We start from the raw sequence: 15,240 nt of genomic DNA on the forward strand, positions 1-15,240 counted from the left end.
CTCGCTAGGGATGGTCTCACCTATCGACTTCGAAATCAGATCACACACAAGTCAGCAAACAAGCTAACCGTGTCCACTTTTTCAGGGGAACCTCAAACCACCTGGTGACCCGAGAAACTCAACTGCCGACAATCAGGCCGGCGTCATTCCGGACTGTCTCTGGATTTCGGCTTGCCAGCGTGACACGCCAGCCTGCCTGGCTAGCCTCCGCGACGACATCGACTCGACGTACACATCTGCGGCGCTTTCGGGTTGGTCGGTTGAGGGCTGAGGTCCTTACGGGTTTGCCTGGTTACCAGGTGGTTTCGACTCGGCGCCTCGCTTCGCTCGGGGCCGGCTCAACCAGCGGGTGGGGACGCCCCTCAACCAGCGGGTGGGGGCACCCCTCAACCAGCGGGTGGGGGCATCCCTCAACCAAGGGGTAGGGGACACACTCTGACGAGACCTGTGAGTGGTTTCGACACGGCGCCTCGCTCCGCTCGGGGCCGGCTCAACCAGCGGGTAGGGACACCCTCAACCAGCGGGTAGGGACACCCCTCAACCAGCGAGTGGGCCGGGCGGAGAGGTGAACAAGCTCCCGAGTCCGGGAGCGTCGACCGTGAGCCCGGTGAGTCGGAGCCCCTCCCACGCGGTGACCTGATTCGCGGTCAGCACGGATTTGCCGAACTTGGCCTCGAGGTCGACGACCCACATCGCGGTGTGTAACGCGGTGTCGGGGACCAGGATTGCCTGTGCCGATGTGGAATCGGCGGCCGACAGCATCTCGAACAATTCGTCGCCGTCGAACATCCCTGCCTCGGTCGCCGTCCCGATGTCGTTGGCGCGCAGGACCACCACCTCGACACCCGCGTCGGCGAGAAACCCGATGAAGCGGCTCGCCAGTGGTTCCGGATAGGTGGCGGCGACCGCGACCCGTGACAGACCGAGATGCCGGCAGGCCGCGACGAAGGCCAGTGACGTCGACGACGCCGGACGGCCGGACTTTCCGGCGACATCGGCGGCCTGGCGTCGGGCGCCGTCGAAACCGAAGACGAAGCTGCCCGAGGTGCACGCCCACATCAGCGCCGATGGGTGGTGGGCCTGCGCTCGCCGCACGCCGTTGAAGAGGCGGTCCTGCTCGCCGACCGCAGCCATGGCCTCGACGGTGTGGTCGTCGGAGTCCACCTCGGTGATCACGACCGGCAATCGGACCTCGGAATGGGGCTCGACAGCGCCGATCGCGGCCTCGATCAGTTCGAAGTCGTCCTCGGCTGCGTGGCCGGGATAGAGCATCGCGACGGTGGTTGTCACGCCCACACCTCCAAGGTAGATTGTCAACAATCTACCAATCTTCCGAGGGGACGCATGACGGACGCCACGCGGTGGCTCAGCGCCACGGAACTGGCCGAGGCCTACCGTACCGGCGAGCTGACGCCGGATTCGGTGGCGGCGGAACTGCTCGACGCCATCGATGACGTCGATCCGTCCATCAATGCGTTCTGCCTCATCGACCGCGAACGCACGTGCGCCGAGGCCCGGGAGTCCACTGAGCGATTCGCCGCCGGGACACCCCGTGGCCCGCTCGACGGCGTTCCGGTCTCGATCAAGGACCTGTTGCTGACCGCCGGATGGCCGACGTTGCGCGGCTCGCTGATGATCGAGCCCGATCAGATGGTGTGGGACATCGACGCTCCCGCGGTGGCACGTCTGCGTGAGGCTGGTGCGGTCCTGCTCGGAAAGGTCACCACACCGGAATTCGGATGGAAAGGCGTCACCGACAGTCCGCGCACGGGCGTCACCCGCAATCCGTGGGACACCTCGCGTACGTCGGGCGGGTCGAGCGGAGGCAGTGCCGCGGCGCTCGCGGCCGGCTTGGGTCCGCTGTCGGTCGGCACCGATGGTGGCGGTTCCATCCGGATACCGGCCGCCTACTGCGGCGTCGTCGGGTTCAAGCCGACACTCGGCCGGGTGCCCATGTATCCGCCGAGCCCGTTCGCGCCGGTGGCCCACGTCGGTCCGATGACGCGGACGGTGTCGGATTGCGCTGCGCTGCTGGATGTCCTGAGCGGGTTCGATCCCCGTGACTGGTCCGCACTGCCGTCGCCGACAACCAGTGCGGTCACCGCGGTCGCCGACGTTCGCGACCTCGCCGATCTGCGTGTCGGCTACAGCGCCGATCTCGGCTTCGGCACCAACGACCCAGGCGTACAGGCCAACACCGACCGGGTGGCGTCGGTACTGGAACAGCTCGGGGCGACCGTGGAGAAGGTCGATCTCGGATGGGAGGACCCGGCCTGGGCCTACCACGTCATCTGGTTCGCGGGTGCCGACGTCGTCGTCCGCGGGCTCGGACCGCACGCGGCCGAACACGTGGACCCGCTGCTGATCGACGCGGTGGAACGGCATTCCGGTTTCACTGCGACCGATTTCGTCAGCGCAACCGCGCTACGGATGGAGATGGGTACCCAGATGAGCCTGCTCCATGAGGAATTCGACGTCCTGCTGACGCCGTCGATGCCGACGGTGGCATTCGAGGCCGGTCGTATCGTCCCGGACGGGGCGGGGTCGCCCGACTGGACATCCTGGACTCCCTACAGCTACCCGTTCAATCTCACCGGTCAGCCGGCGATCACCGTGCCGAGTGGATTCGCCGATGGTCTGCCGACCGGCGCGCAGTTCGTCGGTGCTCGGCATCACGACGCGACGGTGTTGCGCGTCGCGGCAGCGTACGAGGCGGCCGCCGGCTTCACGATGTTGGGAGACCGCGCGTGACCGACGAACAGCGAACCGGCCCCGCGGCCCGACATGACCGGTTCATCACCGTGACATTGGAGAAGCGCGGGGTCACGGCGGTCGCCCGGATGCTCGATGCCGAGGCGCCTCGCACCGCAGCTGCGGTCTGGGACGCATTGCCGCTGGGCGGTCAGGTGTTTCACGGAAAGTTCGCCCGCAACGAGATCTACACTCTACTGCCGGCCTTCTCCGCGACCGAACCGGGCATGGAGAACACCACCATCACGCCCATCCCGGGCGACCTGTGTTACTTCACCTTCGACGGGGTGCTCGAGAACCCGGCGTATGGCTACGAGCTCGGCTCGGCCCCCGCCGAGCACCGGCTCCTCATCGACCTCGCAGTGTTCTACGGCCGCAACAATCTGCTGGTCAACGGTGACGTCGGATGGGTGCCGGGCAATGTGTTCGCCACGATCATCGAGGGTCTGGACGACTTCGCCGCAGCCTGCAATGACGTCTGGATGGGCGGCGCGCGCGGGGAAACACTGACTTACGCGCGCCATTCACGGTAAGAAAGAGGGAATGACGGTGACCATGAAGGTGGGGGCGAAGACGCCGGGTCCACAGGACCCGGGGACGAATCGAACCGTCGTCGACCAGGCGAAACAGGACAAATCGCCACGTCGGCGGGTGCTGTCGCCGCTGGTTCAGGAATCGACACCGGCGATCATCGCGCGTAAGTTGCACGATGCGATCGCAAACGGGGACTTCGCACCCGGCTCGCAGTTGACGGAGTCGGGGCTGGCGGCCGATCTGGGCGTCAGTCGTGGTCCGCTGCGCGAGGCCATGCAGCGCCTGACCGCGGAAGGACTGCTGGTCAGCCACCGTAACCGCGGCTTGTTCGTCGTCTCGATGGAAGAGGACGACATCCGGGACATGTACGTCGCCCGCACTGCGGTGGAACGCGCTGCTGTGCAACAGGTGATCGCGCACCGCGAGCGGGAGGCGGTGGAGGCACTGGGCGGCGCGGTCGACGCGATGCGCGTCTTCGTCGACGAGCCGAACGGTGCGGGGATGGCCGAGGCCGACATGGCCTTTCACCAGACCTTGGTGGAATATGCTGGAAGTCAACGACTTTCGCGGTTGCACGAGACGATCCTCGTGGAGACGCGAATGTGTCTGCGAGCCATGCGAGGGACGTACTCCTCGGGAAAGGACCGGATCGACGAACACCAGGCGTTGGTGGACGCCATTGCCGCGGGAGACGCCGCGGCGGCCGATGCTCTGATGATCGAGCACATGGCCGACGGGTTGCGTCGCCTGCTCGGGAACGGCGAGGACGCCGTGAACCTGCAGGTGGCGAGGGGCTGATCGCCCGCGGCCCCGGGTCCACCGATCGCAGCTACGAGATCGACCCTCAGCGGCCCCACGACTCAGGAAGCGCAGATGAGCGACACGACGACAGCAGACAGTTACGAGCAGCTCGCACCAGACCCGAACTCACCAGAGGGCAAGAGACTTCTCCGCAAGGCCATCGGCGCCTCGGCGATCGGCAACGCGACCGAGTGGTATGACTACGGCGTCTACGCCGCGGCCTCGGTCTACCTGACGCAGGCGTTTTTCCCGGGGGAGTTCGGAACCGTCGGCACCATGCTGGGTTTCGCGATCTCCTTCGTCTTGCGGCCCCTCGGCGGTATGGTCTGGGGACCGATCGGCGACCGCATCGGCCGCAAATCGGTTCTGGCGATGACGATCCTGCTCATCTCCGGCGCGACCGCACTGATCGGCCTGTTGCCGACGCATGCGTCGATCGGGTTCTGGGCGCCCGTCCTGCTCATCCTGCTCCGTGTCATCCAGGGTTTCTCGACCGGCGGCGAATACGGTGGTGCCGCAACGTTCATGGCCGAGTACGCGCCCGACAACAAGCGCGGAAAGTACGGCTCGTTCCTCGAATTCGGCACCCTGGCCGGTTTCTGCGGCGGCACACTCTTCGTCCTCCTGCTGCAATTGGCGTTGTCCGACAGCCAGATGGATCAGTGGGGATGGCGCATCCCGTTCCTGCTCGCGCTGCCGATGGGCCTGATCGGGCTGTACCTGCGGTCGCAGATGGAAGACACGCCGGTGTTCCAGGAACTCGAGCAGGACAACGAGATCAAGGGCTCGGCCTGGACCCGGTTCAAGGATCTGCTGGTCAACTACCGGCGTCCGATCATCACCATGTTCGGTCTGGTGATCGCGCTCAACGTGGCCAACTACACACTGCTGGCCTACCAGCCGACCTACCTGCAGAACACCATCGATCTGTCCGAGACCTCGGCCAGCGTCGTCAACCTCATCGGCCAGCTCGTGATGATGCTGCTGATCCCGTTCTTCGGATGGTGGTCGGACTCGACCGGCCGCAAACCCATGTGGTGGGGTTCGCTGATCGGCCTGTTCGTCCTCGCGCTGCCGCTCTACTGGCTGATGGGGCAGGGATTCGCCTGGGCCATCGTGGCATTCGTCATCCTGGGTGTGCTGTACATCCCCCAGCTGGCGACCATCTCGGCCACCTTCCCGGCGATGTTCCCGACCCAGGTCCGCTATGCCGGTTTCGCGATCTCCTACAACGTCGCGACCGCGGCATTCGGCGGAACCGCGCCGCTGGTCAACGATGCGGTGGTCGAGAGCACCGACTGGAACCTGTTCCCCGCGGTCTACATGATGGGTGCCTGCGCCATCGGCATGGTCGCCCTTTGCTTCCTCAAGGAGACCGCCGGTGCCTCGCTGCGCGGTACCGAGATCCCCAGTCTCGAGAACGATTTCACGGCGCTGCAGAAGCAGAAGGTGAACTAGGGGCCCAGCAGCCGCATCGCGGCGAGGGCGTAGGCTCTCGCCGCGATGACCAGGTCGGCGATGGCCACCGACTCGTCCGGTTGGTGGGCGTCGGTGTTGATGTTGCCCGGACCGAGAACGATCGACGGGACACCGAGGTCGCGGCTGACGAAGCCACCGTCGCAGGCGGCAGTCCAGCCGCCGACCGAGGTGTCCGCCCCGGCATCGGTGACCGCACCGACCGCTGTGGTGACGAGCGGGTGCGTGGCTTCCGTCGCGAAACCGGGCATCTCCATGGTCACCCGGACGTCGACGCTGATGCCGTCGGTGTCGATTCCTCTGTCGCTGATCGCTCTTCGCAGATCGTCGGCGATCCGATGCGGGTCCTCATCGGGCATCAGGCGCCGGTCGATGCCGAGCGAACAACCCGGTGCCACCACCGAGATGCCCTGTCCGCCTGTGATGGTGCCGACATTCCAGGTGCCGTGACCGAGCAGGTCGTCGGCCGTCTCGGCCAGCCGTCCACCGTCGGCGCGGATGATGTCGACGACGGCGGCCGCGGCGTCGATGGCGCTGCGACCATCGGTGGGACGTCCGGAATGAGCCGCGCGACCGGTCACCTCGATCTCGATGTACGACGCACCGCGGCAACCCCGAACCACCTGCATGTCGGTGGGTTCGGCGACCACGCAGCCGCGGAACTCGAGGTCGGCGGGGCGGCCCACGAAGTCCCGCACCCCGGTCCCGTGTTCCTCCTCGTCGACGGTGCACACCAGGCGGACCGGTCCGGAGAGTTCGACCCCGACCTCGGCGGCCCGGCGCAGCGCGGTCATCGCCGCGACGACGGCGGCGAGTCCGCCTTTCATGTCGGTGGCACCGCGGCCGTAGATGCGGCCGTCGCGGATGCGGACCGTGTACGGGTCCGCTGACCAACCGGGACCGGCCGGGACCACGTCCGAATGTCCGAGGAACATCAGTCCCGGTCCGGTGCCGGCAGGCACGGTGGCGACGAGATTGGGCCGCCCCGGTGCCACTTCGTGGGTCACGACGTCGAAACCGAGCGCGCGGCAGGCACTCTCGAGCACTTCGACCGCGGCTTCCTCGGTACCGCCCGGGTTCTCGCTGGGCGCCTCGACCAGTGCCGAGGTGAGCGAGATGATCGCGGCCTCGTCGATGAAGCCGAGCACCGCGGTCTCGGCGGCGGTCAGGTCTGGTTCACGACTCACCCGGCCATCTTCTCAAGACTGGCCGTGAGACGTCGGACACCCTCGTCGATCCGTTCCGGGGTGCTCGACGCGAAGCAGAGACGCATCGAGTTGCGGAAGCGTCCACCGGGCGACAGCGCGGGGCCGGGAATGAACGCCACCCCGTCCGCGAGCGCGACCTCGAAGAGTTCTCGCGTGTCGATCTCGGCGAACTCGTCGCGCAACGTGACCCACAGGAAGAAGCCGCCCTCGGGGTCCGTGGTCACCACCCGATCGCCGAGGTGACGTCTGATGGCGTCGAGCATGGCCTCTTTGCGCTCGCGGTACAGCAGGCGAATCCCGGCGAGATGGTCCTCGAGTCCGCCGCGGGCGATGTACTCGGCGACGATGTGCTGGTTGGGCACGTTGGTGCAGGTGTCCATCGCCTGCTTGCCGTTGATCAGCAGCTGGCGTAGGGAGGGATCGGCGTCGACCCAGCCGACACGCCAGCCCGGCGCGAGGATCTTGGAGAACGTGCGCACCGAGAAGATCAGCGGGTCGCCGGGGCTGAGCGTCTGGAAGGTCGGGATGTCGGTGCCGGCGAATCGCAACAGCCCGTACGGGTCGTCGTCGATGATGACCGACCCCCAGGTGTGCGCCAGCCGCAGCAGTTCGCGGCGGCGCTCCTCGGACATGGTGACGCCGGACGGATTCTGGAATGTCGGGATCGTGTAGATCGCCTTCGGCGTCTGACGGGTGCGTGCGACGAGTGCCTCGAGCTGATCGACCTGCATGCCGTCGTCGTCGACGGGAACCTCGAGCAACTGCGCGCCGTAGGACAGCGCGGTCGCACTGCCGTTGGTGTACGTGGGGGATTCGACGATGACCAGGTCCCCGGGATCGACGAACAGCTTGCAGGCGAGGTCGAGTCCCTGCATCCCGCCGGTGGTGATGACCAACCGGTCGAGGGACGACGGGTCGGGGGTCGTGGCGAGATAATCGACGAGCAGTTGCAGCAGCCGGGGTTCGCCTTCCGTGGCCCCGTAGGTGAACGAGGTGTGATCGAGGATCTCACCGGCGATCTGACGGAACTCGTCGGCCGGTACGGCCTCGTCCGCGGGGGAGCCCATCGCGAACCGCACGATGTCGTGGGACTGCGCGGCGAGCAGCGAGGTCGACGAGTCGATCATCGAACCGACGAGGTCCTTGGCGCGGCCCGCCAACGGCAGTGTCGGTGCCGAATGCCGGTTCTGGTAGGCGGTTTCGGTTGTGGTCACTTTCTTCACCTCGTCTCGGCAGCCCTTCGTGGCTCGTCGCTTGCGCTCCTCGCACCTCAGGGATCAGATTGTGTGGTCGTCGTGCTGGTTTCGGACCTCAGGGATCAGATTGTGTGGTCGTCGTGCTGGTGTCGATCAGGTTGTGTGGCTACTTCTGGATCAGTTCGCGCGGGAAGTCGGTGAAGCATTCGACGCCGGTCGGGCTGACCCGAACCGACTCGGACAGCTCGAAACCGTAGTTGTCCATCCACATTCCGCAGACGATGTGGAAGGTCATGTTGGTCTCCAGTACCGACTCGTCCTCGCTGCGGATGCTGATCGTGCGCTCACCCCAGTCGGGCGGGTAGCCGATGCCGATCGAATAGCCCAAACGCGAGGGCTTCTCGAGGCCGTACTTCGCGAGCGTCCAGTTCCACGTCGAGGCGAGTTCGCGCGTGGCCACACCCGGCTTGATGGCCTCCAGCACGTTGTTCAGGCCCTCGGCGGTTGCCTTGGCGACGTAGTCGAGGTCCTTGCTCGGGGTGCCGAGGGACACCGTCCGGGCGAGCGGACAGTGATATCGGTTGTGTGCACCGGTCAATTCGATGACGACCGCCTCGTCCTCGACGAAAGTGCCCTGGTGCCATGTGAGGTGCGGGGTGTCGGCCGCCGCGCCGGTGGGCATCATCGGGACGATCGCCGGGTAGTCGCCGCCGTACTCCGGGGTGCCCGTGATCTGCGCCTGCGAGATGGCCGCGGCCGCATCGCATTGCCGGACCCCGATGTCGATGGTGTCGATGGCGGCGCGCATGGCCTCCGAGCACACCATCCCGGCTTGCCGCATCAGCTGAATCTCGGCGTCGGACTTCACCGACCGCACCCAGTTGACGAGTTCGAAGTTGTCGACGAGTTTCCACTCCGGGATCGCGTTGAACAGCGCCCGATAGGCTTTGGGAGAGAAGAAATGCGAGTCCATCTCCAGCCCCACCGAGCCGGCCTTGGACGCCGGTGCGATCTGGTGGCGCTGTCGCAGTGACCAGGCGACCCAGTCGAACGGGTGCAGATGTGGGCGCTGCACGTAACTCTCCGGGTAGCCGACGATCTGGTCGGCAGGCAACCACGACGTGCGATGTGCGCCATGCGCATCCATCTCGCGAGCGTAGAAGATCATCTCTCCGTCGATCGGCACGAACAGCATCTGCGGGGTGTAGAACGACCACGCGTTGTAGCCGATCAGATAGAAGATGTTCGCTGGATCGGTGACGATGATGGCCGAGAGCCCCTGACGGTCCATGAGTTCGCGGACCCGTGTCAGGCGCTGTTCGTACTCGCTGTCGGTGAACAGCTGAGCACCCAGGTACATGGTCTTCTCGCTCCTGTCTGAACGGGATGGATAACGGAACCCCTGTCAGCGACGGGGAATCGGCGTGGCGGTGTACTTCATGTCGAGGAATTCCTCGATGCCCACGCGTCCGCCCTCGCGGCCGAGTCCCGATTCCTTGACGCCCCCGAACGGGGCTGCGGGATTGGACACGGCGCCGGTGTTGACCCCGACCATACCGGTTTCCAGCGCGGCCGACAGTCTGGCGCAGCGGTCGACGTCCTGGCTGAACAAGTAGCTGACCAACCCCCACGGGGTGTCGTTGGCCAGTGCGATGACCTCGTCGTCGGCCGCGGGATCGTCCGCGTCGTCGGCGTTTCCGAACGGGATGATCGCGGCGACGGGCCCAAAGATCTCGGTACGAGTGAGATCCGCGTCGAGCCCGACGTCGGTCAGGACGGTCGGCGGATAGAAGAAGCCCGGGCCGTCCGGGTTCTCGCCCCCGCAGACGACCGTGGCGCCTTTGGCCACGGCATCGGACACCAGCGCCGAGACCTTCTCGACGGCTTTCGATTCGACGAGCGGGCCGACCTGCACACCGTCGGCCGCACCATCACCCACCTGCAACGCAGCCATCTTCGCGGCAAAGGCGTCGGTGAACTCGTCGATCACGCTGCGGTGCACGAAGACTCGATTGGCGGCCGTGCAGGCCTGACCGATGTTGCGCATCTTGGCGAACATCAGGCCGTCGACGGCCCGCGGGATGTCCGCGTCGGCGCAGACGATGAACGGCGCGTTGCCGCCCAGCTCCATCGACGTCCGCATGACCGTGCCCGCCGCCTGACGCAGGAGTAGTTTCCCGACCTCGGTCGACCCGGTGAAGCTGACCTTGCGGGCGAGTCCGCTCTCCATCCACTCGGTGACGACGGTCGACGGGTCGCTGGTCGTGACGATGTTCAGCACCCCCGCGGGCAGACCGGCCTCGACGAGGATGTCGGCCAGCAGCAGGGAGGTGAGCGGGGTGAGTTCGGCGGGCTTGAAGACCATGGTGCAACCGGCCGCGACGGCCGGCCCGATCTTGCGGGTCGCCATGGCCAGCGGGAAGTTCCACGGCGTGATGAGGATGCACGGGCCGACGGGCTGCCTGGTCACCACGACCCGGTGCGATCCGTCGCCGGTGGTGGTGGAGTCGCCACCGATACGCACGGCTTCCTCGGCGAACCAGCGGAAGAACTCGGCGCCATAGGCGACCTCGCCCTTGGCCTCAGCGAGGGGCTTGCCCATCTCCGCGGTCATCGCCGCGGCGATCTCGTCCGCGCGCGTCATGATGAGTTGATGTGCGCGATAGAGGATCTCACTGCGGAACCGCGGTGAGGTCGTGGCCCACTCGGCCTGGTGCGCGGCCGCGGTCTCGAGCGCGCGCCGAGCGTCTACGGCGTCGGCGTCGGCCACCTGGGCGAGTACCTCTTCCGTGGCCGGGTTCACGACGTCGAAGCGCTTGCCCGACGCGGCCGGAGCCCACTCGCCGTCGACGAACAGGTCGGTGTGGACGCGGGACACTGCTTCGGCAGCGGTCTGGGGCGCGATGGTCGTCATGGTTGTACTCCTGGAGTATCGGTATCGGGTGATGCCCTGAGCAGTTCGGCGAGATGGATTCCGCGTACGCGCGCGGGGGCGAGGGCGTCGTCGACGGCGGCGAGGTGTTCGACGGCCATCGCGCAGCTGAACCCGTCGGTGACGACGGCCCGCTGCGGCGCGTTCCGCAGCGCCGGTGCGAGTCCGTTCTCGGCGACGGCCATGCTCACCTCGTAGTGACCCTTCTCGAAACCGAAGTTGCCTGCCACGCCACAACAACCGTCCGCGGTGAGCACGGTGACCCCCAGGGCCTCCAGGGCGGTGATGCCGACCCGGGCGCCGAACACCGCGTACTCGTGGCAATGGGTCTGCAACGTCACCTCGTCGGGCAGTGGTGGTGGTCGCCAGCCGGCATCGAGCAGAGTGGGCACATGGGCGGCGAAACTTCGCACGCGTGCAGCCACGCGACGGGCGGCGTCGGTCGGCACGAGTTCGGGCAGGTCCTTCGCGAGCGCCGCGGCGCAACTGGGTTCGACAACGACGATCGGTCGGTCCGTCCCGTCGTCGAGGTCGGCGACGGTGCGGCGCAGCACCTTTCGGGCGCGGTCGAGCTGTCCCGTCGAGATCCACGTGAGACCGCAGCAGTTGTCGGCCGCACAGCCGACGGAAGCTGATGCACGGTCGACGGGATCCGACGCACGGTCGACGGGGTCGGCGGCTCGGAGGATCTCGGCGACCGCGGTGGCCACCTGCGGCCGGAAGGCGCGGGTGAAGGAGTCGACGAACAGCACGACCGTGGACGACGCGTCGACCGGGGAGAGTGGCCGGAGATGGGTGCGTCGCGCACGTCGTGTCGCAAAGGCGGGCATCGTGCGCCGGGGGTCGAGTCCGCCGGCGCGCGCGGCGAGACCGCTCAGCCTGGATCGCAGTGCGCGGTTGAGGACCGGTGCCGCGAGCCCCGCCGCCGACAGCCACGCGGGCATCCAGCCGAGGGAGTAGTGCGACAGCGGGCGGAGCCGACGTCGATAGTGGTGGTCGAGGAACTCCGACCTGTAGGTGGCCATGTCGACGCCGGTCGGGCAGTCGGTGGAACACGCCTTGCACGACAGGCAGAGTTCGAGCGCCTCCGCGACGTCGGTGGACCGCCACCCCACGTCGACGCTCGGCGCGGTGCGGACCATGTCCTGCAGCACACGGGCCCGCCCGCGGGTGGAGTCCTTCTCGTCGCGGGTGGCCTTGTAGCTCGGACACATCACCCCGCCGGAATCCGCCCGGCACCGTCCGACGCCGATGCATCCCTGCACCGCGTGGACGAACGGGTCGACGAGCGGGAGTTCGTGCCCCAGATCGAAGGTGGTGGGCCAGTGGCGACGCGGCACGTCGGCGAGGGCGAGGTCGGCGGTGATCGGGGGCGGATCGACGATGCTGCCCGGGTTGAGGATTCCGCGTGGGTCCCAGATCGCCTTGAAGCGGGTGAAGGCCGACATCATCGCCGGGCTGTACATGAGCGGCAGCAGCGCCGACCGGGCCCGCCCGTCGCCGTGTTCACCGGACAGTGAACCGCCGTGTCGCACCACGAGTTCGGCGGCCTCGGTGCAGAAGCGTGCCATCACCGCGCGCCCCTCGGGAGAGCGCAGGTCGAACGTGATGCGCACGTGCATGCACCCGGCGCCGAAGTGGCCGTACATGACGCCGGTGAGGCCGTGCCGGTCGAGTAGGTCGGCGAAGTCGTCGAGGTAGTCGGCGAGGCGCTCGGGTGCGACGGCCGCGTCCTCCCATCCGGGCCACGACTCGTAGCCCGCGCCGATGCTCTCGTCGTCGGGGTCGGCGAGGCGCGACGACAGACCGGCGCCGTCCTCGCGGACCCGCCACAGCGCCCGGCGGCGGGCGGGGTCGTCGACCACCGTGGCGTCGGTCATCCGTCCCTGTGCGCGCAGGTGGTCGAGCAACCGCTTGGCGGTCGCCGGCACATCCGACTCGGATTGCGCGGCAGCGCTGTCCTCGTCGACGTCGATGAACAACCACGCGGATCCGTCGGGCAGGCCGGCGACGGCGTCGTGGCCACGCCGCGCCGCCATCGTGGAGACGATCTTGCGGTCGATGCCCTCGATGGCCGACGGTGCGAACGGAAGGATCGCCGGTACGTCCCGGGCGGCGTCGGCGGGGGAGTGGTAGCCGACGCACAGCAGGAGCTGAGACGTCGGGACCGGTACCAGCGTGACGCGTGCCGACACGACGATCGCGCAGGTCCCCTCGCTGCCGACGAGTGCGCGAGCCACGTCGAAACCGTTCTCCGGCAGCAGCTTCGCGAGATGGTAGCCGGAGACCTGCCGCGGGATGGTCTCGAGCTGGGTGCGCAGGATCGCGAGGTTCGCGGTGGTCAGCTCCCGCAGCGACGCGGTGATCTCGGCCGCGCGCTCCGCTGCCGCGGCATCGGCGGCCTCGGTGGCGCGGAGCCCGTCACGCGTTGCGGTGAGCATCAGGCCGTCGGCGGTGACGAGGTGCAGTTCGACGATGTGGTCGCTGGTACGGCCGTACCGAACCGAGTGATTGCCGCAGGCGTCGTTGCCGATCGCGCCGCCGAGGGTCGCGCGCGAGGCCGAGGACGGGTCCGGCGCAAAGGTGAGCCTGCCGCCGGTGGCGGCTCGTGCGTCGGCGGCCAGTGTGGTCAGGACGATCCCGGCGCCCGCGACCGCGGTCGCGGATTCGGCGTCGACGGACAGGACGTGGTCGAGATGCCGGGACAGGTCAAGCACGACGCCGGGCCCGATCGCGTTGCCGCCCATGGAGGTCCCACCGCCGCGGGGAACCACCGGGACGCGGTGGTCATGACACCACCCGACCACCGTCGCGACGTCGCGGGCGCTGCGCGGGAAGGTGACCGCCAGGGGCGGGACACGGTAATTGGAGGCGTCGTAGGAGTATTCGGCCAGGCGACGTGTCGAGGCGTCCGCATCGACACCGAGAGCGGTGAGTTCGGCTGCGATGTCCACCCGTGGCATGTGAGACCGGGCTGTCAGGTCTAGCCCAGGGCCGCGGCGAGCGCGGCACCGAAGCGGGCGACGCCGAGGTCGATCTCCTCGGCGGTGACGACCAGGGCGGGGATGAGGCGCACTACGTTGGCCGACGGCCCGCACGTGAGCGAGAGCAACCCCTGGGTGGTGCTGGCCTGCTGAACGGCGAGCGCGGCCGCCGCGTCGGGCGTCGTGTTCCCGGCGGCATCGGTCGTGATGAACTCGATGCCGGCCATCAGCCCCAGCCCGCGGACGTCGCCGACGCCCGGGAACGGTGCACACACCTGCCGCAGACCGGCGAGCAGCTGCTCACCGCGGACGCGCGCGTTCTCGACGAGGCCCTCTGACTCGATCACATCGAGGGTCGCGATCGCGGCGGCGGCCGCGACGGCGTTGCCGCCGTACGTGCCCCCCTGCGACCCCGGCCACGCCTTGCTCATCAGTTCCGTCGGCGCCGCGATCGCCGAGATCGGGAATCCCGACGCCAGGCCCTTGGCGGTGATGAGGATGTCGGGGGTCAGGTCCGCCGCGTGCTGGTGACCCCAGAACCTGCCGGTGCGACCGAATCCCGCCTGTACCTCGTCGAGGACGAGGAGGATGCCGTGGCGGTCGGCGCGCTCGCGCAGACCCTGCAGGAAGCGCGGCGGGGTGGGTAGGTATCCGCCGTCGCCCAGGACCGGCTCGATGAGGAAGGCCGCGGTGTCGTTGGGGGCGACGCGCGACTGCAGCAGGTAGTCGAGTTCACGGAGTGCGAAGTCGACCGCGGTGTCGGTGTCCCAGCCGTAGCGGTAGGCGTAGGGGAACGGAGCCATGTGCACGCCGCTCATCAGAGGCGAAAAACCGGCGGAGAAGCGGGTTCCGGCGGTCGTCAGGCTGGCCGCGGCGACGGTCCGGCCGTGAAAGCCGCCCTGGAACACGATGATGTTGGGCTTCGCGGTGGCCATCCGGGCGAGACGGACGGCGGCCTCCACGGCTTCGGAACCGGAGTTCGCGTAGAAGACGGAGTCGAGGCCCGTGGGCAGTACCGCCCCGAGTCGGGCGGTGAGCTCGAGGAGCGGGGTGTGCATCACGGTGGTGTACTGCGCGTGGATGATCCTGGCGCACTGCGCCTGCGCGGCCGCGACGACGTGCGGGTGGCAGTGGCCGGTACTGGTCACGCCGATACCGGTGGTGAAGTCGAGGTAGTCGCGACCGTCGGTGCCCCGGATCCACGAACCGGCCGCAGTGTCGACGACGACGGGAGTCGCCTGTTTCAGGGCGGGGCTCAGCGACGCGGTCTGGTCGGTGCGGACCTGGGAACTGTGGATCTGGGACTCGACGCCGGCAGTCATGGCTACACGGTGACGCTCGATCGTACGATTGTCAAC

General features: G+C 67.8%; 11 protein-coding genes. 4 read left to right on the top strand and 7 right to left on the bottom strand.

What is annotated here, in order from left to right; genetic code table 11:
* Positions 1-537: 537 nt before the first annotated feature.
* Positions 538-1,290, bottom strand: coding sequence for a maleate cis-trans isomerase (locus tag ACFUEJ_RS04420; RefSeq protein WP_388027784.1), 753 nt, complete (start codon positions 1,288-1,290; stop codon positions 538-540).
* Positions 1,291-1,344: 54 nt separating this feature from the next.
* On the opposite strand from ACFUEJ_RS04420, the gene ACFUEJ_RS04425 reads away from it, so the two are divergent.
* The 4 genes from ACFUEJ_RS04425 (at position 1,345) to ACFUEJ_RS04440 (ending at position 5,544) form a co-directional block, all read left to right on the top strand.
* Positions 1,345-2,751 carry an amidase gene (locus ACFUEJ_RS04425; RefSeq protein ID WP_211539609.1) on the top strand — a complete coding sequence of 469 codons (1,407 nt, stop codon included), beginning with the start codon at positions 1,345-1,347 and terminating at the stop codon, positions 2,749-2,751.
* On the top strand, positions 2,748-3,284 hold the full coding sequence (locus ACFUEJ_RS04430; RefSeq protein WP_165629617.1) for a DUF3830 family protein: 537 nt from the start codon (positions 2,748-2,750) through the stop codon (positions 3,282-3,284). The genes ACFUEJ_RS04425 and ACFUEJ_RS04430 overlap by 4 nt, the downstream gene beginning before the upstream one ends.
* 10 nt (positions 3,285-3,294) lie before the next feature.
* Positions 3,295-4,083 (top strand): GntR family transcriptional regulator, encoded by a 789-nt coding sequence (locus ACFUEJ_RS04435; protein ID WP_058249837.1) that lies wholly within the window; start codon positions 3,295-3,297, stop codon positions 4,081-4,083.
* 75 nt (positions 4,084-4,158) lie between these two features.
* The gene (locus ACFUEJ_RS04440; protein ID WP_058249838.1) at positions 4,159-5,544 is read left to right on the top strand and encodes an MFS transporter; all 1,386 of its coding nucleotides are present in this window, start codon (positions 4,159-4,161) and stop codon (positions 5,542-5,544) included.
* On the opposite strand, the gene ACFUEJ_RS04445 is transcribed toward ACFUEJ_RS04440, so the two are convergent.
* The 6 genes from ACFUEJ_RS04445 to ACFUEJ_RS04470 all read right to left on the bottom strand — a co-directional run bounded on the left by ACFUEJ_RS04445 (position 5,541) and on the right by ACFUEJ_RS04470 (position 15,204).
* Positions 5,541-6,749, bottom strand: a complete 1,209-nt coding sequence (locus ACFUEJ_RS04445) for a M20 family metallopeptidase (protein ID WP_265966972.1) — start codon at positions 6,747-6,749, stop codon at positions 5,541-5,543. The genes ACFUEJ_RS04440 and ACFUEJ_RS04445 overlap by 4 nt on opposite strands.
* Positions 6,746-7,984, bottom strand: a complete 1,239-nt coding sequence (locus ACFUEJ_RS04450) for a PLP-dependent aminotransferase family protein (protein WP_058249960.1) — start codon at positions 7,982-7,984, stop codon at positions 6,746-6,748. The genes ACFUEJ_RS04445 and ACFUEJ_RS04450 overlap by 4 nt, the downstream gene beginning before the upstream one ends.
* Positions 7,985-8,132: 148 nt before the next feature.
* Positions 8,133-9,326, bottom strand: coding sequence for a M24 family metallopeptidase (locus ACFUEJ_RS04455; RefSeq protein ID WP_058249840.1), 1,194 nt, complete (start codon positions 9,324-9,326; stop codon positions 8,133-8,135).
* A gap of 45 nt (positions 9,327-9,371) precedes the next feature.
* A complete protein-coding gene (locus ACFUEJ_RS04460) occupies positions 9,372-10,880 on the bottom strand; it encodes an NAD-dependent succinate-semialdehyde dehydrogenase (protein ID WP_058249841.1) in 1,509 nt (502 codons plus the stop codon).
* Positions 10,877-13,861, bottom strand: a complete 2,985-nt coding sequence (locus ACFUEJ_RS04465; RefSeq protein ID WP_388027792.1) for an FAD-binding and (Fe-S)-binding domain-containing protein — start codon at positions 13,859-13,861, stop codon at positions 10,877-10,879. Before ACFUEJ_RS04465 ends, ACFUEJ_RS04460 begins: the two co-directional genes overlap by 4 nt.
* 20 nt (positions 13,862-13,881) lie before the next feature.
* Positions 13,882-15,204 carry an aspartate aminotransferase family protein gene (locus ACFUEJ_RS04470; RefSeq protein ID WP_078112679.1) on the bottom strand — a complete coding sequence of 441 codons (1,323 nt, stop codon included), beginning with the start codon at positions 15,202-15,204 and terminating at the stop codon, positions 13,882-13,884.
* Between the last annotated feature and the right edge of the window lie 36 nt (positions 15,205-15,240).

The organism is Gordonia sp. NPDC057258 (genome assembly GCF_042668985.1).
GTDB lineage: Bacteria > Actinomycetota > Actinomycetes > Mycobacteriales > Mycobacteriaceae > Gordonia > Gordonia hongkongensis.

Excerpts from the sequence above, each read along its gene's own strand:
- ACFUEJ_RS04435 (WP_058249837.1), top strand. The coding sequence starts at position 3,295 with ATGACGGTGACCATGAAGGTGGGGGCGAAGACGCCGGGTCCACAGGAC.
- ACFUEJ_RS04460 (WP_058249841.1), bottom strand. The coding sequence starts at position 10,880 with ATGACGACCATCGCGCCCCAGACCGCTGCCGAAGCAGTGTCCCGCGTC.
- ACFUEJ_RS04440 (WP_058249838.1), top strand. The coding sequence starts at position 4,159 with ATGAGCGACACGACGACAGCAGACAGTTACGAGCAGCTCGCACCAGAC.
- ACFUEJ_RS04465 (WP_388027792.1), bottom strand. The coding sequence starts at position 13,861 with ATGCCACGGGTGGACATCGCAGCCGAACTCACCGCTCTCGGTGTCGAT.
- ACFUEJ_RS04455 (WP_058249840.1), bottom strand. The coding sequence starts at position 9,326 with ATGTACCTGGGTGCTCAGCTGTTCACCGACAGCGAGTACGAACAGCGC.
- ACFUEJ_RS04425 (WP_211539609.1), top strand. The coding sequence starts at position 1,345 with ATGACGGACGCCACGCGGTGGCTCAGCGCCACGGAACTGGCCGAGGCC.
- ACFUEJ_RS04470 (WP_078112679.1), bottom strand. The coding sequence starts at position 15,204 with ATGACTGCCGGCGTCGAGTCCCAGATCCACAGTTCCCAGGTCCGCACC.